Source organism: Paraburkholderia sp. GAS38, from assembly GCF_050434965.1.
GTDB lineage: Bacteria > Pseudomonadota > Gammaproteobacteria > Burkholderiales > Burkholderiaceae > Paraburkholderia > Paraburkholderia phenazinium_A.
The window spans coordinates 352,874-377,120 of the sequence record NZ_JBNDJO010000005.1 but is presented as its reverse complement, the minus strand read 5'-3'; the positions used below and the strand labels follow the sequence as shown (position 1 = coordinate 377,120).

21 protein-coding genes and 1 pseudogene are annotated in these 24,247 nt (G+C 64.6%); 7 read left to right on the top strand and 15 right to left on the bottom strand.

Annotated features, from left to right (window positions below; genetic code table 11):
• Positions 1-79: 79 nt before the first annotated feature.
• The 3 genes from P3T42_RS15085 to P3T42_RS15075 all read right to left on the bottom strand — a co-directional run bounded on the left by P3T42_RS15085 (position 80) and on the right by P3T42_RS15075 (position 3,435).
• On the bottom strand, positions 80-1,690 hold the full coding sequence (locus tag P3T42_RS15085) for an FMN-binding glutamate synthase family protein (RefSeq protein WP_074302414.1): 1,611 nt from the start codon (positions 1,688-1,690) through the stop codon (positions 80-82).
• A 102-nt stretch (positions 1,691-1,792) separates the two neighbouring features.
• Positions 1,793-2,938, bottom strand: a complete 1,146-nt coding sequence (gene mnmA / locus P3T42_RS15080; protein ID WP_429306486.1) for a tRNA 2-thiouridine(34) synthase MnmA — start codon at positions 2,936-2,938, stop codon at positions 1,793-1,795.
• Positions 2,935-3,435: an NUDIX hydrolase gene (locus P3T42_RS15075; protein ID WP_074302410.1), complete on the bottom strand. Its 501-nt coding sequence runs from the start codon at positions 3,433-3,435 to the stop codon at positions 2,935-2,937. The genes mnmA and P3T42_RS15075 overlap by 4 nt, the downstream gene beginning before the upstream one ends.
• Positions 3,436-3,655: 220 nt before the next feature.
• Here P3T42_RS15075 and P3T42_RS15070 point away from each other — a divergent pair, with 220 nt between their 5' ends.
• Genes P3T42_RS15070 through P3T42_RS15060 form a run of 3 tightly spaced genes read left to right on the top strand, consistent with a single transcriptional unit; the run spans position 3,656 to position 6,602 of the window.
• On the top strand, positions 3,656-4,798 hold the full coding sequence (locus P3T42_RS15070; RefSeq protein WP_074302409.1) for a Re/Si-specific NAD(P)(+) transhydrogenase subunit alpha: 1,143 nt from the start codon (positions 3,656-3,658) through the stop codon (positions 4,796-4,798).
• Positions 4,799-4,809: 11 nt separating this feature from the next.
• The gene (locus P3T42_RS15065) at positions 4,810-5,151 is read left to right on the top strand and encodes an NAD(P) transhydrogenase subunit alpha (protein ID WP_074302408.1); all 342 of its coding nucleotides are present in this window, start codon (positions 4,810-4,812) and stop codon (positions 5,149-5,151) included.
• Positions 5,148-6,602, top strand: a complete 1,455-nt coding sequence (locus tag P3T42_RS15060) for an NAD(P)(+) transhydrogenase (Re/Si-specific) subunit beta (protein ID WP_074302407.1) — start codon at positions 5,148-5,150, stop codon at positions 6,600-6,602. The genes P3T42_RS15065 and P3T42_RS15060 overlap by 4 nt, the downstream gene beginning before the upstream one ends.
• A 49-nt stretch (positions 6,603-6,651) precedes the next feature.
• On the opposite strand, the pseudogene P3T42_RS15055 reads toward P3T42_RS15060, so the two are convergent.
• The 8 genes and pseudogenes from P3T42_RS15055 to P3T42_RS15020 form a co-directional block, all read right to left on the bottom strand.
• Positions 6,652-7,344 (bottom strand): annotated as a pseudogene (locus tag P3T42_RS15055) (helix-turn-helix transcriptional regulator); the annotation flags it as partial.
• A gap of 54 nt (positions 7,345-7,398) precedes the next feature.
• Positions 7,399-7,785, bottom strand: coding sequence for a VOC family protein (locus P3T42_RS15050; protein ID WP_074302406.1), 387 nt, complete (start codon positions 7,783-7,785; stop codon positions 7,399-7,401).
• 327 nt (positions 7,786-8,112) lie between these two features.
• Positions 8,113-9,396 carry a THUMP domain-containing class I SAM-dependent RNA methyltransferase gene (locus P3T42_RS15045; RefSeq protein ID WP_074302405.1) on the bottom strand — a complete coding sequence of 428 codons (1,284 nt, stop codon included), beginning with the start codon at positions 9,394-9,396 and terminating at the stop codon, positions 8,113-8,115.
• Positions 9,397-9,426: 30 nt separating this feature from the next.
• Positions 9,427-11,538: a site-specific recombinase gene (locus tag P3T42_RS15040; RefSeq protein WP_429306485.1), complete on the bottom strand. Its 2,112-nt coding sequence runs from the start codon at positions 11,536-11,538 to the stop codon at positions 9,427-9,429.
• 110 nt (positions 11,539-11,648) lie between these two features.
• Positions 11,649-12,467 carry a PqiC family protein gene (locus P3T42_RS15035; RefSeq protein ID WP_429306484.1) on the bottom strand — a complete coding sequence of 273 codons (819 nt, stop codon included), beginning with the start codon at positions 12,465-12,467 and terminating at the stop codon, positions 11,649-11,651.
• Complete coding sequence (locus P3T42_RS15030) at positions 12,464-14,122, bottom strand: intermembrane transport protein PqiB (protein WP_074302402.1); 1,659 nt, start codon at positions 14,120-14,122, stop codon at positions 12,464-12,466. The genes P3T42_RS15035 and P3T42_RS15030 overlap by 4 nt, the downstream gene beginning before the upstream one ends.
• Positions 14,115-14,825, bottom strand: a complete 711-nt coding sequence (locus P3T42_RS15025) for a paraquat-inducible protein A (protein WP_429306483.1) — start codon at positions 14,823-14,825, stop codon at positions 14,115-14,117. The genes P3T42_RS15030 and P3T42_RS15025 overlap by 8 nt, the downstream gene beginning before the upstream one ends.
• Positions 14,826-14,832: 7 nt before the next feature.
• The gene (locus P3T42_RS15020) at positions 14,833-15,552 is read right to left on the bottom strand and encodes a paraquat-inducible protein A (RefSeq protein ID WP_074302400.1); all 720 of its coding nucleotides are present in this window, start codon (positions 15,550-15,552) and stop codon (positions 14,833-14,835) included.
• 423 nt (positions 15,553-15,975) lie between these two features.
• Between P3T42_RS15020 and P3T42_RS15015 the strand changes: the two genes are divergently transcribed.
• The 4 genes from P3T42_RS15015 (at position 15,976) to P3T42_RS15000 (ending at position 19,152) form a co-directional block, all read left to right on the top strand.
• Positions 15,976-16,536: a cytochrome b gene (locus P3T42_RS15015; protein ID WP_074302399.1), complete on the top strand. Its 561-nt coding sequence runs from the start codon at positions 15,976-15,978 to the stop codon at positions 16,534-16,536.
• An 8-nt stretch (positions 16,537-16,544) separates the two neighbouring features.
• Positions 16,545-17,108, top strand: coding sequence for a YceI family protein (locus P3T42_RS15010; protein WP_429306482.1), 564 nt, complete (start codon positions 16,545-16,547; stop codon positions 17,106-17,108).
• A gap of 97 nt (positions 17,109-17,205) precedes the next feature.
• The gene (locus P3T42_RS15005; RefSeq protein ID WP_074302832.1) at positions 17,206-17,772 is read left to right on the top strand and encodes a YceI family protein; all 567 of its coding nucleotides are present in this window, start codon (positions 17,206-17,208) and stop codon (positions 17,770-17,772) included.
• Between the two features lie 102 nt (positions 17,773-17,874).
• The gene (locus tag P3T42_RS15000; protein ID WP_429306481.1) at positions 17,875-19,152 is read left to right on the top strand and encodes an MFS transporter; all 1,278 of its coding nucleotides are present in this window, start codon (positions 17,875-17,877) and stop codon (positions 19,150-19,152) included.
• A 107-nt stretch (positions 19,153-19,259) separates the two neighbouring features.
• On the opposite strand, the gene secF is transcribed toward P3T42_RS15000, so the two are convergent.
• The 4 genes from secF to tgt form a co-directional block, all read right to left on the bottom strand.
• A complete protein-coding gene (gene secF / locus P3T42_RS14995; protein WP_074302396.1) occupies positions 19,260-20,210 on the bottom strand; it encodes a protein translocase subunit SecF in 951 nt (316 codons plus the stop codon).
• 18 nt (positions 20,211-20,228) lie between these two features.
• Complete coding sequence (secD, locus tag P3T42_RS14990) at positions 20,229-22,271, bottom strand: protein translocase subunit SecD (RefSeq protein WP_429306480.1); 2,043 nt, start codon at positions 22,269-22,271, stop codon at positions 20,229-20,231.
• Positions 22,272-22,416: 145 nt separating this feature from the next.
• Complete coding sequence (gene yajC / locus P3T42_RS14985; RefSeq protein WP_074302395.1) at positions 22,417-22,740, bottom strand: preprotein translocase subunit YajC; 324 nt, start codon at positions 22,738-22,740, stop codon at positions 22,417-22,419.
• 146 nt (positions 22,741-22,886) lie between these two features.
• Positions 22,887-24,122, bottom strand: a complete 1,236-nt coding sequence (tgt, locus tag P3T42_RS14980; protein WP_429306479.1) for a tRNA guanosine(34) transglycosylase Tgt — start codon at positions 24,120-24,122, stop codon at positions 22,887-22,889.
• Positions 24,123-24,247: the final 125 nt, after the last annotated feature.

Genomic DNA, 24,247 nt, shown 5'->3' with positions numbered 1-24,247 from the left:
GGTGGACCGAGCGCGGCTGCGCGAGCATGACGGACGGACGGATGGCGGCCAGGCCGTGCCGCCGTCCGCAAGCCGCGCGTCAGGTCGCCGCGAGTTCCACCTTCGGCGCAAACGACTCGGCGCTCGCCACCGGCCACCACTTTTCGTACAGCGAGTAGCGGTAGTTACCGTTCAGCAGATCGTTCGGTTCGAGGTACTTCAGCAGATCCGACATCAGGCTGACCTCATGCGACGACACCCGCCGCACGATGTGATGCGCGCGCAATTCGGCCGGATGCTTGAGGCCGGCGGCCTGGATGATTTCCTGCAGCGCGTGCAAGGTGTTGTGGTGGAAATTGAGGACCCGGTCGGACTTGTCCAGCACCACCAGTGCGCGCTGGCGCACCGGATCTTGCGTCGCAACCCCGGTCGGGCAGCGGCCCGTGTGGCAGGTCTGCGCCTGGATGCAACCCACCGCGAACATGAAGCCGCGTGCCGAGTTGACCCAGTCGGCGCCGATTGCGAGCGTCTTGGTGATGTCGAAGGCGGTGATCATCTTGCCGCTTGCGCCGATGCGAATGCGCTGCCGCAAGCCGATGCCGACCAGCGTGTTGTGCACCAGCAGCAGCCCTTCCTGCAGCGGCACGCCGACGTGATCGGTGAATTCGAGCGGTGCGGCGCCCGTGCCGCCTTCCGCGCCGTCCACGACGATGAAGTCCGGCAGGATGCCCGTCTCCAGCATCGCTTTGGCGATGCCGAAGAACTCCCACGGATGGCCGATGCACAGCTTGAAGCCGGTCGGCTTGCCGCCGGACAGCGTGCGCAGGCGCTCGACGAATTCGAGCAGGCCGCGCGGCGTCGAGAATTCGGAGTGCGTGGCGGGCGAGATGCAGTCGCGGCCCATCGGCACGCCGCGTGTCTCGGCGATTTCCGGCGTGATCTTGGCCGCCGGCAGCACGCCGCCGTGACCCGGCTTCGCGCCTTGCGACAGCTTCACTTCAATCATCTTCACCTGCGGCTCTTTTGCCTGCCTGGCGAACTTGTCGGCATTGAAGGAGCCGTCGTCGTTGCGACAACCGAAGTAGCCCGAAGCAATTTCCCAGATGATGTCGCCGCCATGCTCGCGGTGATACTTCGACATCGAGCCTTCGCCGGTGTCGTGCGCGAAGTTGCCTTTCCTGGCGCCGAGGTTGAGCGCCATGATGGCGTTGGCCGAGAGTGAGCCGAAGCTCATTGCCGAGACGTTGAAGATCGACATCGAGTAGGGTTGCGCACGGTCCGGGCCGACCACCACGCGGAAGTCGTGACCGTCGAGCTGGGTGGGGGCGAGCGAGTGGCTGATCCACTCGTGCGCTACCGCCTTGACGTCGAGTTCGGTGCCGTACGGCCGGCTGTCGACATCGTTCTTCGCACGCTGATAAACGATGCTGCGCTGGGCGCGCGAGAACGGCTTTTCGTCGGTGTCGTCCTCGACGAAATACTGGCGGATCTCAGGCCGGATGAATTCGAACATGAACCGGAAGTGGCCCCACAACGGATAGTTGCGCAGGATCGCATGGCGTTCCTGGGTCAGGTCGAACAGACCGAGCGCGACGAGCAATGCGGGGACGATGATCCAGAACCACGACAGATGATGTGCCGCGGCGAGCGCCGCGCAGGCAACGAGCAGCACAACTGCACACCACATGGCGAGGTAACGTCGAGAAAACATGGGGACTCCATTGCAGAGAGCGGTTAACCGCTGATTGTTATGTTGCTGCGCCGCTTATCGTTTTGCCTGTTGCACTGCTCGTTGCACAGCTCACCGCACGACTTATCGCGCGGTGAGCAGCGCAGCGGTCTGCGGCTGCCGCACGGCCGGCTGCGCGGTCACCGCATGTTCGATGATGCCGCCGCCCAGGCAGATCTCGCCATCGTAGAGCACGGCCGATTGCCCTGGTGTGACAGCCCATTGCGCGTCGGCGAAATTGAGCGCGAAGTGGCCGTCCGCCTCGCCCGCCGTGCTGAACGTGCAGGCCGCGTCGGCTTGCCGGTAGCGCGTTTTCGCGCCGCAGGCGAAGTCTTCGGCGGGCGGGCGGCCGGCTACCCAACTGGTATTGCCCGCGCTCAGCGTGTGGCTCAGCAGCCATGAATGATCGTGGCCCTGGGCAACATACAGCGTGTTCGACGCAATCTCCTTGCCGGCCACGAACCACGGCTCGCCGCTGCCTTCCTTGCTGCCGCCGAGCCCAATGCCCTTGCGCTGGCCGAACGTGTAAAACGCGAGGCCGATATGCTCGCCGACCACCTTGCCGTCGGTGGTTTTCATCGGACCCGGCTTGGTGGGCAGGTAGCGGTTCAGAAAATCGCGGAACGGCCGCTCGCCGATAAAGCAGATGCCGGTCGAATCTTTTTTCTTCGCGTTCGGCAGGCCGATCTGCTCGGCGATCTCGCGCACTTTCGTCTTGGGGATTTCGCCGAGCGGAAACATCGTCTTCGACAACTGCGCCTGATTGAGGCGGTGCAGGAAGTACGACTGATCCTTCGTATGGTCCAGTGCCTTCAGCAGTTCGAAGCGGCCTTCGACCTCGCGTACGCGTGCATAGTGGCCGGTCGCGATGGTTTCCGCGCCGAGCGACATGGCGTGGTCGAGGAAGGCCTTGAACTTGATTTCGGCGTTGCACAGCACGTCCGGATTCGGCGTGCGGCCGGCCGAGTATTCGCGCAGGAATTCGGCGAACACGCGGTCTTTGTATTCGGCGGCGAAGTTGACCGCTTCGACGTCGATGCCGATCAGATCCGCCACCGAAACGACGTCGATCCAGTCCTGCCGCGTCGAGCAGTACTCGCCGTCGTCGTCGTCTTCCCAGTTCTTCATGAAGAGACCGACGACGTCGTAACCTTGCTCTTTGAGCAGCCATGCGGTGACCGACGAATCGACGCCGCCCGACATGCCTACTACGACTTTCTGCTTGCTCATGGGTTGCCTGACTTGCTTGATCGGGTGGGCCCGACCGAATGCGTATGCACGAAGTCGAGCGGGAAACGCCGGCCTGCGAGGTAATCGTCGATACAGCGCATCACGAGCGGCGTGCGATGCCGCTCGGGACAGGCGCGCAACTCGTCGGCGCTCATCCACAGCGTGCGGACGATATCGGGATCGAGCGCGCGGTGAGCCTCGGCCTCGCCGACGCTGCCGCAATACGTGAAGCGCAGATAGGTGACGCCGGCTGCGGCCGGGCGCTCGAAATGCGTCATGTAGACGCCCACCAGCGCCTCGGGCGTGAACGGATGCGCGGATTCTTCGAGCGTTTCGCGCACGACCGCCTCGGCGAGCGTTTCGCCCGCTTCCAGATGGCCGGCGGGCTGGTTCAGACGCAGCCCGTGGTCCGTGTGCTCCTCGACGAGGAGAAAGCGTCCGTCGCGCTCGACGATGGCGGCCACGGTGACGTGCGCGGCCCAGGTTTCGGGATTCATGGGGCGGTATTTTACCGTCTATGGCGGCTGGCTGCCGGGAAGCGGCGGTTCGGGCGCCACTGCGGACCCGTGCGGCTCCCGCCGGCCCCCCGGATTGTCCCTGATTTCGGTGCGCCCCCCGGTTTCGGTTAAAGTGGCGTCGTAGCCGTTGCAATTGCAAGCCGGCGTCCCTCGTCGGCAGCTCTGTCGTAATAACAGCAAGGCCGAGGAGGAGTCAAAGATGCACATCGGAGTGCCAGCCGAGACGCGAGCGCACGAATCACGCGTTGCCGCCACCCCCGAGACGGTCAAGAAATACGTATCGCAGGGCCACCGGGTCACGATCCAGAGCGGTGCCGGAACCGGCGCCAGCTTCCCCGACGAGGCTTTTAGCGCGGTCGGCGCGGAGATCGTCGACGCCGCGACCGCGTTCGGCGCCGATCTCGTTCTCAAAGTCCAGTCCCCGACCGAAGCCGAATTGCCGCATCTGAAACGCGGCGCGGTGCTGGTCGGCATGCTCGATCCTTTCAATGCCGACAACGCGGCGCAGCTCGCCGCGGCCGGCGTCACGGCGTTCGCGCTGGAAGCCGCGCCGCGCACGACCCGCGCGCAAAGTCTCGACGTGCTGTCGTCGCAGGCCAACATTGCCGGCTACAAGGCCGTGCTGCTCGCCGCCGACCTCTACCCGCGCTTCATGCCGATGCTGATGACGGCAGCCGGCACCGTGAAAGCGGCGCGGGTGCTGATACTCGGCGCCGGCGTGGCGGGCTTGCAGGCGATCGCGACCGCCAAGCGCCTCGGCGCCGTGATCGAGGCCTCGGACGTGCGACCGGCGGTGAAAGAGCAGATCGAGTCGCTGGGCGCCAAGTTTCTCGAGGTCTCGTACGAGACCGACGAGGAGCGCGAGGCCGCGCAAGGCGTCGGCGGCTACGCAAAACCGATGCCGCCAAGCTGGTTGCAACGCCAGGGCGCGCTGGTCCACGAACGCGCCAAACAGGCCGATATCGTGATTTCGACCGCGCTGATTCCGGGCCGTCCCGCACCGACGCTGATCTCCGTCGACACCGTGCAGGCCATGAAACCCGGCTCGGTGCTGATCGATCTGGCCGCGGGCCGCGGCCCCGAGTACGAAGGGCGGCGCGGCGGCAACTGTCCGCTTACCGAGCCGGACAAGATCGTGGTCAAAAATGGCGTGCAGATCGTGGGCTTTACGAATCTGGCGTCGATGGTGGCCGCCGATGCGTCCTCGCTCTACGCCCGCAACCTGCTCGACTTCCTGAAGCTGATCATCGACAAGGAAGGCGCACTCAACATCGATCTCGCGGACGACATCGTCGCGGCCACGCTGCTGGCCCGTGACGGCGCAGTCACGCGCAAGGCATAAGGACACCGGCAATGGAAGTCATCAACCATACCGTCATCAACCTGATCATCTTCATCCTGGCGATTTACGTCGGCTACCACGTGGTCTGGAACGTCACGCCGGCGCTGCATACACCGCTGATGGCCGTGACCAACGCGATCTCGGCGATCGTCATTGTGGGCGCGATGCTGGCCGCCGGCCTGACGGTCGGCGATACGGGCAAGTTCTTCGGCACGCTGGCGGTGGCGCTGGCTGCGGTCAACGTGTTCGGCGGCTTCCTCGTCACCAGGCGAATGCTGGAGATGTTCAAGAAGAAAGAGCCGAAGAAGCTTCCCGCTGCCGGTGCGGCGCGCATTGAAGGGGGCAAGCAATGAGTCTGAACGTCGTCACGCTGCTTTATCTCGTTGCTTCGGTCTGCTTCATTCAGGCGCTCAAAGGGCTCTCGAATCCGAAGACGGCGCGCATCGGCAATACGTTCGGCATGGCCGGGATGGCGATTGCGATCCTCACCACCATCGCGCTGATCCTCAAGCAGGCCGCCGGGCTCGGCTCGAATCTCGGGCTTGGCCTTGGGCTCCTGTTCGCGGCGCTGGTGGTCGGCGGGGCGATCGGGGCGTTCGTCGCCGCGCGCGTCGAGATGACCAAGATGCCGGAACTGGTCGCCGCCATGCACTCGCTGATCGGTCTTGCGGCCGTGTGCATTGCGTATGCGGTGGTGTCGGAGCCGTCGGCGTTCGGCCTCGTCGATCCGGACAATCCGATCCCGGGGTTTTTGCCTTACGGTAATCGTATTGAGCTCTTTATCGGCACCTTCGTCGGGGCGATCACGTTCTCCGGTTCGGTGATCGCGTTCGGCAAGCTCTCGGGCAAGTACAAGTTCCGCCTGTTTCAGGGCGCGCCGGTGGTGTATCCGGGCCAGCATCTGATCAACCTGATGCTGGCGATCGGCATGCTCGGCTTCGGCGTGATCTTCTTTCTCACGCAAGCGTGGCTGCCGTTCATCATCATGACGCTGATCGCGTTTGCGCTCGGGGTGCTGATCATCATTCCGATCGGCGGCGCGGATATGCCGGTGGTCGTATCGATGCTCAACTCGTACTCGGGCTGGGCGGCGGCGGGTATCGGCTTCTCGCTGAACAATCCGATGCTGATCATCGCCGGCTCGCTGGTGGGCTCGTCCGGTGCGATTCTGTCGTACATCATGTGCCACGCGATGAACCGCTCGTTCTTCAACGTGCTGCTGGGCGGCTTTGGCGCCGAACCGGGCGCGGCGGCCGCGGGCGGCGCGCAGGAGCAGCGGCCGGTCAAGTCGGGCTCGGCCGAGGATGCGTCGTTCATGCTGGGCAATGCCGAGACCGTGGTGATCGTGCCGGGGTACGGTCTCGCCGTGGCCCGCGCACAGCATGCGCTGAAGGAGCTTACCGACAAGCTGATCGAGAAGGGCATCGACGTGCGCTACGCGATCCATCCGGTGGCGGGGCGCATGCCGGGCCACATGAACGTGCTGCTGGCGGAAGCCGAGGTGCCGTACGACCTCGTGTACGAGATGGACGACATCAACAACGAGTTCGGCCAGACCGATGTCGTGCTGGTGCTCGGTGCGAACGACGTGGTGAATCCGGCGGCCAAGAACGATCCGAAGTCGCCGATTGCCGGCATGCCGATCATCGAGGCGTACAAGGCGCGCACGGTGATCGTCAACAAGCGTTCGATGGCGGCCGGCTACGCGGGGCTCGACAACGATCTCTTCTACATGGACAAGACCATGATGGTCTTCGGCGATGCGAAGAAGGTGATCGAGGATATGGTGAAGTCGGTCGAGTGAGAATGGCTTCGGGGCCGCGCGTAGGGCGTGGCCCCGAGATGTCCTGACCTCAGCGCTGTTTCACCTCGACGTGCCTGAGAAAATCCGCGAGCCGTCTGCCCTCCATATCGGGGAACGGCTCGAGTACCAGCAACTCGCGAATCTCTTCGACGTCGAAATTGCGGAAGTCGCCGCGCAGTTCGCACCACGCGCCGATGGTCCAGCGCGCCCCCCAATAAAACAGCCCGAGCGGCCAGACGCGCCGCTCCGTGTGCGCGCCTTTGCGGTCGCGATACGCAAAGCTGACGACCCGCTTGCCGTCGATGGCCAGATGCAGCGCATCGACTTTCTCCGCGAACTCGCCCTTGATGTGAAACGACGGCGCGAAGATCGGCAGACGGTCGAGGGTCGCGCGCTTGTCGGCGGGCATGGTCGAGGCGATCTTCGCCAGTGCGCCGCGCGCGCCCTTTGCGAAGCTCGCGCCGCCCCAGGTTTCCAGCATGCGTGCGCCGGCGGCGAGCGCGGCCAGTTCGTCGACGGTGAAGGTGAGCGGCGGCAGGCTCGCCGAGCGGTTCAGACGGTAGCCGATCCCCGCTTCCCCTTCGATCGGCACCCCCGACAACTGCAGATCGCGCACGTCCCGATAGACGGTGCGCGGCGAGATATGCAGCCAGTCGGCAAGCTGCTGCGCGGTCGTCAGACGCCGGCCGCGCAGCAGCTCGGCGATCTGGAACAGGCGGTCGGCACGGCGCGTCATCGTGGGCGTCTTATGGAAGGGAGCGGGGCGGTCCCGCGATCATAGCGCTGTGCGATGCCGTCAATCATGCTTCGGCGAATGCAGTCCGATGCGATTGCCTTCGGTATCGGTGAAGAAGCCGATATAGCCGATATCCTGCGGCAGCTCGATGACAGGCCCTTGCACCTTGCCGCCGGCTTTCTCGACGCGGGCCAGCACAGCATCGACGCTCGGGCCGGCGTTCAGATAGACCATCACACCATCGGTGGAAGGCTTGAGCGTGGGGCTGTGGATGACGCAGCCGCCGGTGGCCGGTTCGGTGTACGGGAAGATCCCGATCGGCTGGCCGCCGACGTTTTCACGCCGCAGCGTGGTGGCGAACGCGGTCTCGTAGAAACGCACGGCGCGCTCGAAGTCGGTGGCGGGAATCTCGAACCAGGAAATGATGTGGGTGGCGGCTGCTGACATGACACTCTCCTTGGGGCGGTGGGGTGGCCTGGGTTGTCCAGGTCGTCCCGGGTTGGCCCCGGTTGGCCCTTGCGATGCGCCGGATGGCGTGATCAGGAGTGTGCGGCGGGGCTACTGACAGCGTTCTGTCAGTAGCCTTCGCCCCCGCTGAAATGACTTTGAAGCGAGGTGTTGCTGGAACCGAAGGTTTTAGCGCGCCGCGAGATGGCGCGAAGCGTTTGTCCGGATGCGGGCGGCGGCACATCGCCCGATTGGCCTGCGCAATGAAAAAGGCTGCGGACATGACATCCGCAGCCTTTCAATCAACTCACGTGCGACCCGGTTATATCAAGCCGCCGGCGTATCGTTTGCCGGGCGTTGCCTGACGCTACCGGCGATCAGATCGAAGCGGAACAGCCGGCATTCGAGCGCGCCGTTGAAGAGCGGCGTCTTGGTCGATTCGCGCAGCCGCAACTGACCGGGCAGCTTGCGATCCGACGTCAGGATGAACGCGTGCCAGCCGGTGAAGCGCTGCTTCAACGCATCGCCGAGCGACTTGAAGAATTCGCTGTCCGGCGCCTCTTCCTGGGCGCGGCGGAAGCTGTCGTCCTCGCGGTTTTCACGCGTCTCGCGCAGCTCGCCACGCGCGTTGCGGCCACGTACTTCGATCCGCTCGCCATACGGCGGATTGGCGACGAGGATGCCCGGCTCCGACGACGGCGGCGCCATGCCGCGTGCATCGACCTGTTTGAGCGAGACCGAAGACAAACCCGCGCGCTCGAAGTTGGCGCGTGCCTTGATCAGCATGTCGCCGGAAATGTCGCTGCCGAAAATTTGCAGATCGGCGCGCGACGTCCGGGCGGCGTGCTTGGCGTCCAGAGCAGCCGCCTTCAGCGTCTGCCAGGTTTTGGCTTCGTATTGCTTGAGCTTCTCGAAGCCGAAGCGGCGCTCCGCACCCGGCGCGATATTCAGCGCTACTTGCGCGGCTTCCGCGAGGAACGTGCCGCTGCCGCACATCGGGTCGTACAGGGGCGTGCCGGCCGTCCAGCCGGTCAGGCGCAGGATGCCTGCCGCGAGGTTCTCGCGCAGCGGTGCAGCGCCCTTGTCGAGGCGCCAGCCGCGCTTGAAGAGCGGCTCGCCGGACGTGTCGAGGTACAGCGTGCAATCGGTGGCGGTGAGGAAGACAAAGACGCGCACATCGGGCGCGCTGGTGTCGATGTTGGGACGGTCGCCGCTCACTTCGCGCAGACGGTCGCAGATTGCATCCTTGACGCGCAGCGTGGCGAATTCGAGGCTGCGCAGCGGCGACTTGATGGCCGTGACGTCGACGCGCAGCGTTTCACGCGCGGAGAACCATTGCTCCCAGCGCTGTTCGAGCGCGAGTGCGTAGATGTCCTGTTCGCTGCGATACGGCCGGTGGGCGATTTTCAGCAGCACACGGCTGGCAATGCGCGAATGCAGATTGGCCGCCATGCCGGCTGCCCAGCCGCCGCGGAAATGCACTCCGCCTGGGACCTGCGCGCCCGCGGTGAACGGCGCACCATTCAGGTGGCGCGCGGCGATTTCGGCGAGCTCGGCCGCCAACGCGGCTTCCAGGCCGCGAGGGCAGGGGATGAAAAAATCGAAGGACATTGAAGTTGCCGGGAGGCGTTGAATAAGGCGCTATTGTACGCGGTCGGGGTGCGCCGGCCGGGCATTCACCGGCCACACCAGATCCAGCGGCTGCTGGAACACCCGGCGCCAGATCGCCCCGCGCAACGAGCGCACATAGTTGCGCCGCAGGTCGCGCGAGCGTACGGCCATATGAAACGCGAGCGCGAAACTGACCGCCACGTTCAGGATGGCCATGCTGCACACGCCCGCTATAGCCCACCAGAACTCCGGCAAGTCCAGCGCGCTGCTGCCCAGCACACCGAGCGCCACGCCGATCGACCCCGCGCTCAGCGTGACGTGCCGGACCTCGAAACTGAAGGCGAGCGCGCTCACGATGGCGGGCACGAGCCCCAGCATCAGACCCAGCGTGATATTGCCCACCACCCCTGCCACATTCGAGCGGCAGAAATTCGCGAGCCGCGCGGCGCCGGCCGGCCCGAGCGTCATGCGCAAGCGGCGGTTGTAGCTGAGCGCATCGGCGACCCGGTGCAGCACGAACCAGTTGTCGGCCCAGCCCGCAAGCAGGCTCGACGACCACAGCAGCACGCCGGTCAGCGCCGCATAAAACGGCGTGGGCCCGATCAGCGAGAACGAATGCAGCGTGGCGTGGGCCTTCTCCGGCGAGATGATGTTGGCGTGAAACACCGCGTGCCACAGAAGCTGTACTCCGAGACACACCGGAAAGACCAGCATCACGTTGCCGAACACGGCCGCGGCCTGGGTGCGGATCAGCGCGACCACCGAGCTCACGAAACTGTCCACGCCTTCGGGCGTGCCCGCGCCGTCGAGCTCTCGGGCGATGGTCGGCGCCGTCATGGCCGGCTGCTTGGTGGCGAGCGAGAAATGCAGGAAGTGCATCAGCAGGAAGCTGGCCGCGTAGTTGACGCCGGCGAGCAAGCCTTCCAGCATCGTCTGCAGATGCGCGCCGGTGATGGCGAACTTCACGCACACCGTCACCACGGTGACGAGGCCGCCGCCCGCGGCCATGCGCAGCATCTTCAGATACTCGGCGCGGTCGCGTGCAATGTAATGCTCGCCGGTATCCGCGCTGTATTCCACCACCTTGCGCGCCAGCAAGGAGAAGTTGCTGCGCATCAGGTGCGCGACGCTCTGGCTTGCATGGTTGGCCTTCACCAGCTCGGCGACGAGGCGCGAACTCGCGTGCGGGTCGTCGGAGGCCATCCACGCGTCCAGCAGATGCTCGGCGCGCTGGATACGCATGCGCATGCGTTCGATCTGAAACACGATGTCGACGCTCACACCGTTGCGGTACAGATGGCTAAAGACGTTGTCGGTGGCGATGCGGCATTCGTCCAGCAGCACGCGCAGATAGTTGACCTCATGCAGCAGCTTGCCCGGGTCCGCGCCGGCTTCCTCCGCCTGATGCGCCGACTCCAGCGCCAGCATCGCGCGGGTGAGGCGGTAGAACGGCTGCTTCTCCATGGCCACGCGTACGTCCGCGTCGCCCAGACGGCTGCGCACCGTTTGCGACAGTCCGGTTGAGCTGATCTGGCAAGTCAGGTTGTGCAGGGCGGCGAGCAGATCGAGCGAGAACGGCACGCCCTCGCGCGGGTTGCCGCCGTCCAGCTCGTAAGTGAACAGATCGCGGATGCGTGTGAGCAGATCGGTGGGCAGCGCCGCGATCCAGTCGGCATCTTCCGCCGCCGTGAACATCAGCGTGAAGATCGCCGCCAGGTCGCGGCGATTCGGCGCGGGCGGAATCAGCGACGCTTCGAAGCGCTCGAACAGCGCGCCGAAAAACGCCGAGTGCACCGGCATGCCGGCGTCGCACAGCAGCGAAATGCCGTCGCTCTCGCGCAGCAGCGCGCGCAGAATGCCCGCCACGTTTGCCTTCCACAGCGGGTTGCGATCCAGTACATGCAGCAGATAGCGCAGCCGCGTGTGCTCGGGCTGCCGGCGCGCCTCGTCGGCGAGCGGCTCCTGCGCGACGGGCTGCACCGTCCCGCCGCGATGGATCCAGTGCGCCAGTTCGATCAGCCATTCGCTGCGTTCCGCATATTGAGCGTGCTGATCGGCGATCGCCAGCAGCGCGTCGAGCTGGTGTCCGCTGTTGCGCGACGCGCGCCATTTCTTGACGAAGGTTTGGAGGGAACGGAACATGGGATGCTCAATGCGGACGCTGGGTTATTGACGTCGAGAGGTGCCGCAGGCGTCGCTGCACAGAGCGCGGCGGACGCCCGATGCGCGTCCGCCGCCGCCATACCGGCGGCTCAGCCTTGCGCGCCAGTGTGCGTGCCGGCAAGGCCGCCAACGAGAGTGCCGGCCAAATCGCCGGCCAAACCGCCGGCACCGTCGAGCGCGGCGCTCGGGCCCACCGGCAACGGACAAGGCACGGTCGCCGGGGCGATCCGCGCCGGCACACCGGAGCCGTTTTTCGCCGGCGCAGCGGTGGCGACACGCGGCGCCGCTGCCGCCATGGCCTTGATGCCGGCGGCGATCTGCGTGGAGATCTGCTGCACGATCTGGCGATGGCCGTCGACCAGCGCGTCGTAGCCCGCCGTCACCGGCGTGCTGACGGTGCTGCGGCAGGTCATGACGGTCTCGCTGCGTACCGCACGTACGCTCCACACGGCGTCGATCAAGGCATGCGAGCCTGGCCACGACTCGAAGCGTTGCACGTTGACGCTGACCCGATAGACCGGCGTGCCTTCCGGATACGCGGTGCCGTAGACGTCGATCGTGCCCAGCTGCTGCGTGAGATCGGACGACAACGCGCGGCGGATCTCGTCGCCAGGCAACGAGGCCCAGCGGTCCTGTTCGAGGACCTGCACCTGGGTCGGACCCGTCTGGACCACGAGCTGATTTTTCGCGACCTGCGACGGCACGTCGACTGGCGGCACTTCGATCAGCAGCGCCGGCGCAGCCGTGCTGCGCGCAGTGACGGGCGCAGCGTCGGCGCCCAGGGTGTAGAAGCGGCTCGGCGGCGACGACGAGCACGCCGCAAGCGCCAGCAGTCCGGCACAGGCGCCGAGGTACGCGGCGGCGCGGGCAAGCCCGCGCGGCGAACGGGGGAGCCGGGCAAACATCATGGTTGATCTCCTGGTTTTCCGCGCAACAGCGATTCCGGATGGCGTTCCAGATAGTCCGACAGCGCATTCAAGGACTGCAGCGTGCGGGTCAGTTCCTGCAGCGCCTGGTGCACGTCCGATTGCAACGGCGAGTCCTGCTGCAGCGTCGCCTCTGCCGAGCCGAAGGTCTGCTTGGCGGCCGCCAGCGTGTCGCGGGCCTGCGGCACCACCTCGGTGTTCAGGCGCGTGAACAGCTGATCGGCGTTCTTCAGCGAGTTGTTCAGGTTGGTCCCGATCTGGTCGAACGGCACCTGATCGAGTTTCTTCGCGATGTCGGCCACCTGCAGTTGCAACTCGTCGAGCGTGTTCGGGATGGTCGGCAGCTCGAGCGGATCGCTGTGGACGTCGACCGTGGCGGGCGCGGCCTTCGGGAAGATATCGAGCGCCACATACAACTGGCTCGTAATCAGGTTGCCCGTGCGCAACTGGCCGCGCAAGCCATTCTTGACGAGGCGTTGCAGCAGGTCCTCCCCGGCGACGCTGCCCGGCTCCGGCGCCGACTCGCGGAAACGCTTGCCGAGGCGGTCGGGGTAGAGGTTCATCGTCACCGGCATCGTGAAGTTGCGGGTCTTCGGATCGTAGTCGATGCCGATGTTGGTCACCTGACCCAACACGATGCCGCGGAAATCGACCGTTGCGCCGACCGACAGCCCACGCAGCGACTGGTTGAAATTCATCACCACGCGCAACGGCACGCCGTCCGGCTCGCGCATCGCGTCGGTTTCATCCGAGCCGAGGCGGAAGGTCATGTTTTGCGGCGCCTGCGTACCGACCGCCTGCCCCGGCGGCGACTGGAACGACAGGCCGCCCACCAGCACCGTGGCGAGCGACTGCGTGTTCAGCTTGAAGCCGCTCGAATCGAGCCGCAGATCGACGCCGCTCGCATGCCACCAGCGCGTGTTGACGCCGACATACTGGTCGTACGGCGCGGCGACGAACACCTGCATGGTGACGCCGGTGCCGTCCTTGTCGAGCGAGAAGCCCACCACCTGGCCGACCTGCACGCGCCGGTAGAAAATCGGCGAGCCGATATCGATCGAGCCGAGCGAATCGCCATGCAGCGTGAAGCGGTGGCCCTTCTGGTCACCGGTGATCGGCGGCGGCGTTTCGAGCCCGACGAAATCTTTCTGGCTGTCCTGCGAATGACCGGCGTCCACGCCGATATACGCACCTGAGAGCAGCGTGGTGAGGCCCGAGACGCCGCTCGCGCCGACGCGCGGACGCACCACCCAGAAGCGCGTGTCCTTGACGGCGAAGTTTTCGGCTTCCTTGGTCAACTGCACCTGGATCAGGACGTGCGAAAGATCCTTCGACAGCGTGACGTTCTTCACGAGGCCGATATTGACGTCCTTGTACTTGACCTGGGTCTTGCCGGGTTCGAGGCCTTCGGCATTGCTGAAGCTGATGCTGATCTCCGGTCCCTTTTCGGTCACCGACTTGATGACGAGCGCGATGCCGATCAACGCGGCGATCAGCGGGATCACCCAGACCAGCGACGGCAACCAGTGGCTGCGCGGTTCGATCTCGGGATCGGGCAGGTTGGGTGGCAGCGTGGGTCCGTTCGAATCGTTGCGCGGCGCGCTGGGAGCGGGCGTCGGTCCTTGCGGGCTAGTCATGTTTGAGGTCCTGAGAGTGTTGGGTGCTGCCTTGCGCGTCTTGCGGGCCTGTCACGCGTTTCGCCTTTTTCTTCGCACTGCCGTCCGTGCCTTCCACGGTGTCCCAGATGAGCCGTGGGTCGAATTGCATCGACGCGATCATGGTCAGAATCACCACCGAGCCGAACGCAATCGCACCCGGTCCAGCCGTGATCACGGCGATCGACTTGAAGCGCACCAGCGCGACCGTCAGCGTGACGACGAAGATGTCGAGCATCGACCAGCGGCCGATCCGTTCGACCATGCGGTACAGCTTGGTGCGCTGCATCGGGCGCCAGCGCGAGCGGCGCTGGGCCGTCACGGTGAGCAGCACGAGCACGCTCAGCTTGAGCATCGGCACCATGATGCTGGCAATGAACACGATGATGGCGAGCGGCCAGTCGCCCGAGGTCCAGAAGTAGACGACGCCGCTCATGATCGTGTCGTCTTCCGAGCCGAGCAGCGACGAGGTATGCATCACCGGCAGCAGATTCGCGGGAATATACAGCAAGGCGGCGGCAAGCAGTAGCGCCCAGGTGCGCATCAGGCTGTCCGGGTTGCGCCGGTGCAGCACCGCGCCGCAGCGCTCGCAGTGCTGCGGGGTGATCGAGCGGATGCGCGGGGCGACGCGGCCGCATGCGTGGCAGGAAACCAGGCCCGCGCGCAACGCGGTGACGTATTTCATCGTGCAGTCATCCCTGGTGGGGCGCGGCGGGCTGGCCGGATGCGCTGCCCGTCAGCGTTGCGCCGACCGCGGCGGCCGCGCTGTCGGCGGCTGTGCGCGGCGTGGGCCGGGCGCGCCGCGCGGTCAGTTCGTCGGCGATGTCCCACAAGGTGCGCGGGTCGAACATGACCACCACCGCGAACATCAAGGTGAGCGCGCCGAAGGCGAACAGCGCCGCTTCGGGGATCACGCGGGCGAGGCTCACCATCTTCACGATGGTGATCAGCACGCCGAGCATGAACACCTCGATCATGCCCCACGGCCGCACGAACTGGATGGCCCGCAGCACCTGGTTGAAGCCGGCCGGCACATAGCCCGAGCGGATCGGGATCAGCACATAGAGCAGCGCGACCAGTTCCGTGAGCGGGAACAGCGTGGTCGCGCAAAACACCATCACCGCGACGATCTGCATGTCCTCGTTCCAGAGCGCGACGAGCGCGCCGAACAGCGTGGTTTGCGAGGTAATGCCGTTGGCGTCGAGCTCGAGAATCGGATAGGCCTGCGCGATCAGAAAGGTGAAGAGCGCCGCGAGCGTCATGGCGCTGATGCCGTCCAGCCGCCGATACGCGCTCCGGTACAGGGTCGCGCCGCAACGCGGGCAGCGGGCCACGGAGCGGCTGCCGAGCAGTTGCGGCTTCTTGAAAAGGGTATCGCACTCGTGGCACGCGATCAGGTTGTCATGTTCCATACGGCCGAAGGGCAAAACGACGTGAGCGGGGGCGTGCAACGCAGGCTTGCACGGTAGGGACTGGCGAAAGCCTGGAGCAATAGTACCAAAGGCTTCCTCTCATGCGTATTTGGGCCGGTCCGAGACACACGTCAGACAAGCGTAGAGCTTCGTTAAGCATTCCGACAGGTGATCGGACATTTGCGGGCCCCAATTGTTCAATTGCTTTGTTGCGGCGTATGACAGCGCGCGGCATGCTGCCCGGAACGAGACCTGCCGGCTTTTTCGGCTTGGGGTAGCATGGCGGCCTTGGCGTGTGTCGCGGCAGGCCGGTGATGCCGGCGGCCGCGATCCTACGCGATTCGCATACGGGATGACCGGCCTGCGTTCAACCGGGTTGTCATTCGCTTGCGCCGCTAACCTCTCAGCTTGCGTTGACCTTTCATGGCAATCAAACCTACCTTCGGCGCTCGCGATTCCTACACGCGAACGGCCATCGCGCTTCACTGGCTGATCGCGCTGCTGATTATCTGCGGCTTCGCCCTCGGTTGGGTGATGACCGACATCCCCGGCTTTACGCCCGCCAAGCTGCGCTATTTCTCCTGGCATAAGTGGATCGGCGTGACCGTGTTCGGGCTGTCGGTGCTGCGCATCCTCTGGCGCGCCACTCACGGCGCACCGCCGTTGCCGCGCCGCATGGCCTCGTGGCAACGCACGGCGGCGCATCTGACGCATCTGCTGCTCTACGTGCTGATTATTGCGATTCCGGTATCAGGTTATCTTTATAGCTCCGCCGCCAACGTGCCGGTGGTGTATCTGGGCCTCGTGCCGCTGCCGCGCCTGATCGCGCCGGACCCCGTGCTCAAGGTGCTGCTGAAGAATATTCACATCGCGCTCAACTACACGCTGCTGGTTCTGTTCGTGCTGCATGTGGCCGCGGCGCTCAAGCATCAATGGCTGGACCGCGACGGCCTGCTGTCGCGCATGATCCCTTTCATCAAATAAGGACCCCCATGAAGGTTTCGTTTTATCGCTACATGCTGGCGGCGTTCGCGGCCGCCTCGCTGAGCGCGGCGGGCAGCGCGCTGGCCCAGGTCGATGTCTCGAAGAGCACGATTACCGCGACCTCGAAGCAGATGAACGTGCCGGTCGAAGGCAAGTTCAACAAGTTCACGGCGCAGGTCGCCTTCGACCCGGCGAAGCCGGCCGAGGGCAGCGCGCAGTTCAGCGTCGACGTGGGCAGTTACGATCTGGGCGACGACAGCTACAACGAGCAGGTGCGCGGCAAGGACTGGTTCGACGCGAAGACGTATCCGCAGGCGACCTTCGTCTCGAGCGCGATCGCGCCGGCGGGCGGCAACCGCTTCACGGTGACCGGCAAGCTGACCATCAAGGGCAAGTCGCAGACCGTGGCGGTGCCGGTCACGGTCACCCAGCAGGGGCCCGTGCAGGCCTTCGACGGCTTGCTGCCCATCAAGCGCTCGCAGTTCGATATCGGCACCGGCGAGTGGAAAGACACCTCGGTGGTGGCCGACGACGTCGTCATCAAGTTTCATATCGTTGCAGCACGCAAATGAGGCGTCATGCGGCGACGTCTGCCGCAGCCGCACTGTGAACCCGCACCGAGCGCGGTGCGTTTCTGAAGCCTGAAAGGAGCATGACTTGAAAAAGACTTTGCTGATCGCTGCCGTCGCCTTGACTGCCTCCGTCTCGTTCAGCGCGGTGGCGGCTGATACGTATATGCTCGACCCCACCCACACCTATCCGAGCTTCGCGGCGGACCACCTTGGCGGCCTGTCGGTGTGGCGCGGCAAGTTCGCGAAAAGTTCGGGCACGGTCACGCTCGACCGCGCGGCAAAAACCGGCACGGTCGATGTGACGGTCGACCCGGCTTCGGTCCAGACCGGCGACACCAAGCTCGACGAGCATCTGCAATCTGACGCCTTCTTCGACGTCGCGAAGTATCCGGCGGTCACCTACAAAGGCACGGATATCAAGTTCGACGGCGACAAGCCCGTTGAAGTGATCGGCAGCCTGACCATGCATGGCGTCACCAAGCCGCTGAACCTGACGATCGAGTCGTTCAAGTGCATGCAGCATCCGGTACTCAAGCGCGAAGTGTGCGGCGTGGAAGCGAGCGCCGAATTCAACCGCGCGGACTACGGCATGGACTTCGGCAGCAAGTATGGTTTCAGCATGGAGACCAGGCTGGAAATTCAGGCTGAAGGGATCAAGCAGTAAGAAACGCCGGCATCGGACTGGTTGTGCGCGCAACCAGTCTGGCCGTACAAGGGCGCGATCGATCGCCCTACAACGACAATTCCAAGCGCAACGGAGATCCGCATGAACGCAACGACGTCTGCAAACCTGGCGGCGAGCCGCCCGAATTCGTGGCGCGTGGTGGTAGCCGCGTCGATCGGTAATGCGCTGGAATGGTTCGATCTGGTGGTCTACGGTTTTTTCGCGGTCGTGATCGCCAGGCTGTTTTTCCCCACCGGCAACGACACCGTCTCGTTGCTGCTGACGCTCGGGACCTTCGGCGTGTCGTTCTTCATGCGGCCGCTCGGCGCGATCGTGATTGGCGCCTACGCGGACCGCGCCGGGCGCAAGGCGGCCCTCACGCTGTCGATCCTGCTGATGATGAGCGGCACGCTGATCATCGCCATCCTGCCCACCTACCAGACCATTGGCCTCGCGGCGCCGCTGATCCTCGTGGCGGCGCGCCTGATGCAGGGCTTTTCCGCGGGCGGCGAGTTCGGCAGCGCGACGGCCTTTCTCGCCGAGCACGAGCCCGGCCGGCGCGGATTCTTCGCGAGCTGGCAAGTGGCAAGCCAGGGGCTGACGACGTTGCTGGCGGCCGGCTTCGGGGTGGTGCTGACGGGCAAGCTCTCGGCCGGGCAGATGGCCGCGTGGGGATGGCGCGTGCCGTTCTTCTTCGGATTGCTGATCGGGCCGGTGGCGTGGTACATCCGCACGCGTCTCGACGAGACGCCCGAATTTCTTGCCGCGGAGACGACTACGACACCGTTGCGCGATACGCTTGCGAGCCAGAAGCTGCGTCTCTTGATTGCGATGGGCGTGGTGGTGCTGGGCACGGTCTCCACCTACCTCGTGCTGTTCATGCCGACCTACGGCATCAAGCAACTCGGCCTCGCGCCCTCGGTCGCGTTTGCGGCGATTGCGCTCACCGGTCTGATCCAGATGGTGTTTGCGCCGCTGGTGGGTCATCTCTCGGACCGTCATGGCCGCACCCGGATCATGCTGACGTCGGCGGTGCTGTTGTTCGTGCTGATCTATCCGGCCTTCGTCTACCTCGTTGCTCATCCGAGCTTCGGCACGCTGATCGTCGTGCAGATCGTGCTCGGCTTCCTGATGACCGGTTATTTCGGCGCGTTGCCGGGCTTGCTGTCGGAGATTTTCCCGGTGCAGACGCGCACGACGGGCATGTCCCTGTCGTACAACATCGCGGTGACGATCTTCGGCGGCTTTGGTCCGTTCATCATCACGTGGTTGATCGGCGCCACGGGCTCGAAGGTGGCGCCGAGTTTCTACATGATGTTCGCGGCGGTGCTGAGCCTGATCGCGTTGATCGCGGCGCGGCGGAAGCTGGGTTTTAGCTGAGCGGGCTTTTCACGGCAGGTTTGCGCGGCACGCGGGTAAACGAAAAAGGCCGGTTCGACTGAACCGGCCTTTGTGCTTCTTGCGACGACCCGCGACAGCCTCGAACCTCAGACTTGCGCGCCTGCGTTCGGGTCGCTCGGATCGTGGCGTTCCTTCTTGTCCTTCAGCAGGTCTTCGCGCTTCACGCCGAGCCACATCGCGAGCGCAGCGGCAACGAACACCGACGAATAGATACCGAACAGAATACCGACCGTCAGCGCCAATGCGAAGTAGTGCAGCGTCGGACCGCCGAACAGGAACATCGACAGCACCATCATCTGCGTACAGCCGTGGGTGATGATGGTCCGCGACATCGTGCTGGTGATCGCGTGGTTGATGACTTCGATGACCGTCATCTTGCGTTCGCGGCGGAAGGTTTCGCGAATCCGGTCGAAAATAACCACGGATTCGTTCACCGAGTAGCCGAGCACCGCAAGCACGGCGGCCAGCACCGACAGCGAGAACTCCCACTGGAAGAAGGCGAAGAAGCCAAGAATGATCACCACGTCGTGCAGGTTGGCGATTACGCCGGCCACGGCGTACTTCCATTCGAAGCGGAACGACAGGTAGATCACGATGCCGGCCACCACGCAGGCGAGCGCGAGCAGGCCGTTGGTGACGAGCTCCTTGCCGACCTGCGGGCCAACGAACTCGACGCGCTGCAACTGCACCTGCGCGTCTTCACCCTTCAGCGCGCCCATCACCTGATCGCTCTGTTGAGCGGAGGTCAGGCCGGTCTTGACCGGAAGGCGAATCAGCACGTCACGCGAGGTGCCGAAGTTCTGCACCTGGGCGTCCGGGTAGCCGAGCTTGGCGAGCGTGCCGCGCACCGGTTCGAGCGGCACGGTAGTCGGATACTGGACTTCGATGACCGTGCCGCCGGTGAATTCCACCGACAGGTGCAGCCCGCGATGCAGCAGGAAAAACACGGCAGCGATAAACGTCAGCAGCGAGATTGCGTTGAACACCAACGCGCGCTGCATGAGCGGCAAATCTTTGCGAATGCGGAAAAATTCCATGGTCTTGTTCTCCGGGGCTCAGCGGGATGAACCCGGTTTCTGCGGCGTGTTGCCGGGGCTGTTGCGACGGCGCACCGTCGGCTTGCCGGCGGCGCGCGCCTGGGCCGTGGCCTTCGGCTTGGCAGAGGCGGCGCTCGTGGCCCGTGCCGTGTCGGTGGCGGCGTCTTCGCTGCCCAGATACGCGGCAGCGCCTGCACCTTCAACCGCTGCCGGACGCCAGACCTGACCAATCGCCAGCGACTTCAGCTTCTTCTTGCCGCCGTACCAGAGGTTCACGAGACCGCGCGAGAAGAACACCGCGGAGAACATCGACGTCAGGATGCCGATACAGTGCACGATCGCGAAACCGCGGACCGGACCCGAACCGAACGCGAGCAGCGCCAGACCGGCGATCAGCGTGGTCACGTTCGAGTCGAGAATGGTTGCCCATGCATGCGCGTAACCGTTCTGGATGGCCAGTTGCGCCGGCGCACCGTGACGCAGCTCTTCACGCACGCGCTCGTTGATCAGCACGTTCGCGTCAATGGCCATACCGAGCGCCAGCGCGATAGCGGCGATACCCGGCAAGGTCAGGGTGGCCTGCAACATGGACAGCACGGCGACCAGCAGCAACAGGTTGACCGACAGGCCAATGATCGAGACCACACCGAACAGCATGTAGTACGCCATCATGAAGACGGCGATGGCGGCAAAGCCCCAGATCACCGAGTGGAAGCCCTTCTTGATGTTATCGGCGCCAAGGCTCGGACCGATGGTGCGTTCTTCGATGATGTCCATCGGCGCGGCCAGCGAACCGGCGCGCAGCAGCAGCGCGAGGTCGGCGGCGGCTTGCGGCGTCGGCTGGCCGGTGATCTGGAAGCGGTCGCCCAGTTCGGACTGGATCGTCGCCACGGTCAGCACCTGGCCCTTGCCCTTTTCGAACAGCACCATGGCCATCGGCTTGCCGATGTTGTCGCGCGACACGCTCGCCACGGCGCGGCCACCGGCCGAGTCGAGGCGGAGGTTGACCGACGGACGCTGGTGTTCGTCGAAGCCCGCGGACGCGTCGATGATGCGGTCGCCGGTAAAGATCACCTGCTTTCTCAGCAGCACCGGCACCTTGTTGGCGTCGGTGAACAGTTCGTCGCCCGGCGGCACCGGATCGCCCGGATTCGGATGCGTATTGACCGGGTCGGCGAGGCGCGCTTCGAGCGTCGCCGTGCGGCCAATGATGTCCTTCGCCTTCGCCGTGTCCTGCACGCCCGGCAGTTCGACCACGATGCGGTCGGAGCCTTGCTGCTGGATCACCGGTTCGGCCACGCCGAGTTCGTTGACCCGGTTATGCAGCGTCGTGATGTTCTGCTTGAGCGCCGCATCTTCGACGGTCTTCTGCACCGCCGGCGTGAACGTACCGATCAGCTGATAGCTGCCGTCAGGCGCCGTCTGGGTTGCCCACTGGAGTTCCGTGATGCTGCGCGAGAGCTGCGTGCTCGCCGAGTTCGCGGTGTCCTTGTCGGCGAAGTTGATCACCACCGTCTGGTTGACGCGGTTCACGCCGCCGTCGCGGATGTTGTTGTCGCGCAGCAAGGTGCGCGCGTCCGAGGCGTCGGAATCGAGCTTCTTGTTCAGCGCGCCTGCCATGTCCACCTGCAGCAGGAAGTGCACGCCGCCTCGCAGGTCGAGGCCGAGGTACATCGGCAGCGCGTGCAGGGCGGTCAGCCAGCGCGGCGACGCGCTTTGCAGGTTCAGGGCGACGACGAAGTCAGGATCGGTCGGGTCGCTGTTCAGCGTCTTCGACAGCAAGTCCTTCACGCGCAACTGCGTGTCGGTGTCCGACAGACGCACGCGAATGTTCGCGTTGCTCGACGCGTTGTCGAACGTCACGTCGGAAGCAGTGATCTGATTGGCAGCCAGTGCGGCTTCGATTTGCGACAGCGTCGTCGAATCGAGCTTGACCGTTGCCTTGCCGCTCAACACCTGCACCGCCGGCGCTTCGCCGAAGAAATTGGGCAGCGTGTAGATGAGGCCGATGGCAAGCGCCACGACCATCACGACATATTTCCAGAGGGGGTAACGATTCATGGAGTGGTCCAACGGGAAGGTTGGCTTGGAAGCGATGCGTCCGGCGATGAGCGCGGGGAACACAGCCTGCCTGGTTGCATGGATGACATGACAGGCATTCTGGCTCCAGTTCCGCGAGGCCGCGCCGGACGCGAGAGAGCAGGCCTTACAGCGACTTGATCGTGCCCTTCGGGAGAATCGTCGTGACCGATGCTTTTTGCACGGTGATTTCCGTGCCTTCGGCGATTTCGACGCCCACATACGCGTCGCTAACCTTGGTCACCTTGCCGACGATGCCACCGTTCGTCACCACCTCGTCGCCCTTCGCCATGGCGGAGAGCATGTTGCGATGTTCCTTCTGGCGCTTCATTTGCGGGCGAATCATGATGAAGTACAGCACGCCAAACATCAGGATCAGCGGCAGGAAGCTCATCAGGCTCGATTCTGCACCGCCTGAGCCTTGAGCGAAGGCGTTTGAAATGAACGACACGTTGGTCTCTCCGTTATAACGATCAAAAAAATCAGCCGATTATTCTACCACCGGCATTTGGTACGACGGCGCGGCAAATGGGCTTTCCGATCAAGCTGTTAAAGCTTATTTGGGCCGTCGCGAAATGAAACTGTCGTAGAAACCCTTTAGGCGGCCTGCTCGACCCCTTTGGCCCGGTTCTCGTGGAAGCGTTTGCGGAACGCTTCGAACTCGTGCGCCTCGATGGATGCGCGGATTTCGCCCATCAGTTCGAGGTAGTAATGCAGATTGTGAATCGTGTTGAGCTGCGCGCCAAGAATTTCGCCGACCCGATGCAGATGATGCAGGTAGCCGCGGGTGAAATGCCGGCAGGTGTAGCAGCCGCAGGTTTCGTCGAGCGGGCGCAGCGAGTTCTTGTGGATCGCATTGCGGATCTTGAGGTCGCCAAAGCGCGTGAAGAGCCAGCCGTTGCGGGCGTTGCGGGTGGGCATGACGCAGTCGAACATGTCGACGCCGGCCGCCACGCCGGCCACCAGGTCTTCCGGCGTGCCCACGCCCATCAGGTAGTGCGGCTTGTCGGCCGGCAGCCTGGGGCCGATGTGGTTGAGCACGCGCATCATGTCTTCCTTCGGCTCGCCGACCGACAGGCCGCCGATCGCGAGGCCGTGGAAGTCCATCGCCGCCAGGCCCGCCAGCGATTCGTCGCGCAGGTCTTCGAACATGCCGCCCTGGACGATGCCGAACAGCGCGTTCGGATTACCGAGGCCGTTGAATTCGTCGATGGAGCGCTGGGCCCAGCGCATCGACATGCGCATCGAGTCGGCGGCGTCCTGGTGGGAGGTGGGCACGTTGTTGGTCGCGTACGGCGTGCATTCGTCGAACTGCATGACGATGTCCGAGTTCAGCACCTTCTGGATCTGCATCGACACTTCGGGCGACAGGAACAGCTTGTCGCCGTTGATCGGCGAGGCGAACGTGACGCCATCTTCGGTGATCTTGCGCAGATCGCCCAGTGAAAACACCTGGAAACCGCCGGAATCGGTCAGGATGGGCCTGTTCCAGCCCATGAAACGGTGCAAGCCGCCATGCGCGCCGATCGTCTCGAGCCCCGGACGCAGCCACAGGTGGAACGTGTTGCCGAGGATGATCTGCGCGTGCATTTCTTCGAGCTCGCGCGGCTGGACGGCCTTCACCGTGCCGTAGGTGCCGACCGGCATGAAGATCGGCGTTTCGACCACGCCGTGATTCAGCGTCAGACGGCCGCGGCGCGCCTGGCCGTCGGTGGTGAGCAGCTCGAATTTGAGGCCGTTGGCGGGACGTTCCGCGGGGTTGCCGCCGTGATCGGCGCAGGTTGGGCAAGCGGCGCGGGCGGCGCCTGTATCGTGGGTATGACCGTCGGTCATGGGGACTCCTGTGCCACCGGAGAACAGTCCGGCGCATAACGTGAACGCCGCCGGGCGAGCCGCGGCGGCGGGTAAAGAAAAACAAGGTGCGGCAGACTACCCTGAGCGCCGCCTGGACGGCAAGC

Coding starts and splice junctions, on each gene's coding strand:
- P3T42_RS15025 (WP_429306483.1), bottom strand. CDS start 14,825: ATGAAATACGTCACCGCGTTGCGCGCGGGCCTGGTTTCCTGCCACGCA.
- P3T42_RS15045 (WP_074302405.1), bottom strand. CDS start 9,396: ATGTCCTTCGATTTTTTCATCCCCTGCCCTCGCGGCCTGGAAGCCGCG.
- secD (WP_429306480.1), bottom strand. CDS start 22,271: ATGAATCGTTACCCCCTCTGGAAATATGTCGTGATGGTCGTGGCGCTT.
- P3T42_RS15075 (WP_074302410.1), bottom strand. CDS start 3,435: ATGAATCCCGAAACCTGGGCCGCGCACGTCACCGTGGCCGCCATCGTC.
- P3T42_RS15070 (WP_074302409.1), top strand. CDS start 3,656: ATGCACATCGGAGTGCCAGCCGAGACGCGAGCGCACGAATCACGCGTT.
- P3T42_RS15060 (WP_074302407.1), top strand. CDS start 5,148: ATGAGTCTGAACGTCGTCACGCTGCTTTATCTCGTTGCTTCGGTCTGC.
- P3T42_RS15000 (WP_429306481.1), top strand. CDS start 17,875: ATGAACGCAACGACGTCTGCAAACCTGGCGGCGAGCCGCCCGAATTCG.
- P3T42_RS15040 (WP_429306485.1), bottom strand. CDS start 11,538: ATGTTCCGTTCCCTCCAAACCTTCGTCAAGAAATGGCGCGCGTCGCGC.
- P3T42_RS15085 (WP_074302414.1), bottom strand. CDS start 1,690: ATGTTTTCTCGACGTTACCTCGCCATGTGGTGTGCAGTTGTGCTGCTC.
- P3T42_RS15015 (WP_074302399.1), top strand. CDS start 15,976: ATGGCAATCAAACCTACCTTCGGCGCTCGCGATTCCTACACGCGAACG.
- secF (WP_074302396.1), bottom strand. CDS start 20,210: ATGGAATTTTTCCGCATTCGCAAAGATTTGCCGCTCATGCAGCGCGCG.
- P3T42_RS15050 (WP_074302406.1), bottom strand. CDS start 7,785: ATGTCAGCAGCCGCCACCCACATCATTTCCTGGTTCGAGATTCCCGCC.
- mnmA (WP_429306486.1), bottom strand. CDS start 2,938: ATGAGCAAGCAGAAAGTCGTAGTAGGCATGTCGGGCGGCGTCGATTCG.
- P3T42_RS15020 (WP_074302400.1), bottom strand. CDS start 15,552: ATGGAACATGACAACCTGATCGCGTGCCACGAGTGCGATACCCTTTTC.
- tgt (WP_429306479.1), bottom strand. CDS start 24,122: ATGACCGACGGTCATACCCACGATACAGGCGCCGCCCGCGCCGCTTGC.
- P3T42_RS15030 (WP_074302402.1), bottom strand. CDS start 14,122: ATGACTAGCCCGCAAGGACCGACGCCCGCTCCCAGCGCGCCGCGCAAC.
- P3T42_RS15010 (WP_429306482.1), top strand. CDS start 16,545: ATGAAGGTTTCGTTTTATCGCTACATGCTGGCGGCGTTCGCGGCCGCC.
- P3T42_RS15035 (WP_429306484.1), bottom strand. CDS start 12,467: ATGATGTTTGCCCGGCTCCCCCGTTCGCCGCGCGGGCTTGCCCGCGCC.
- P3T42_RS15065 (WP_074302408.1), top strand. CDS start 4,810: ATGGAAGTCATCAACCATACCGTCATCAACCTGATCATCTTCATCCTG.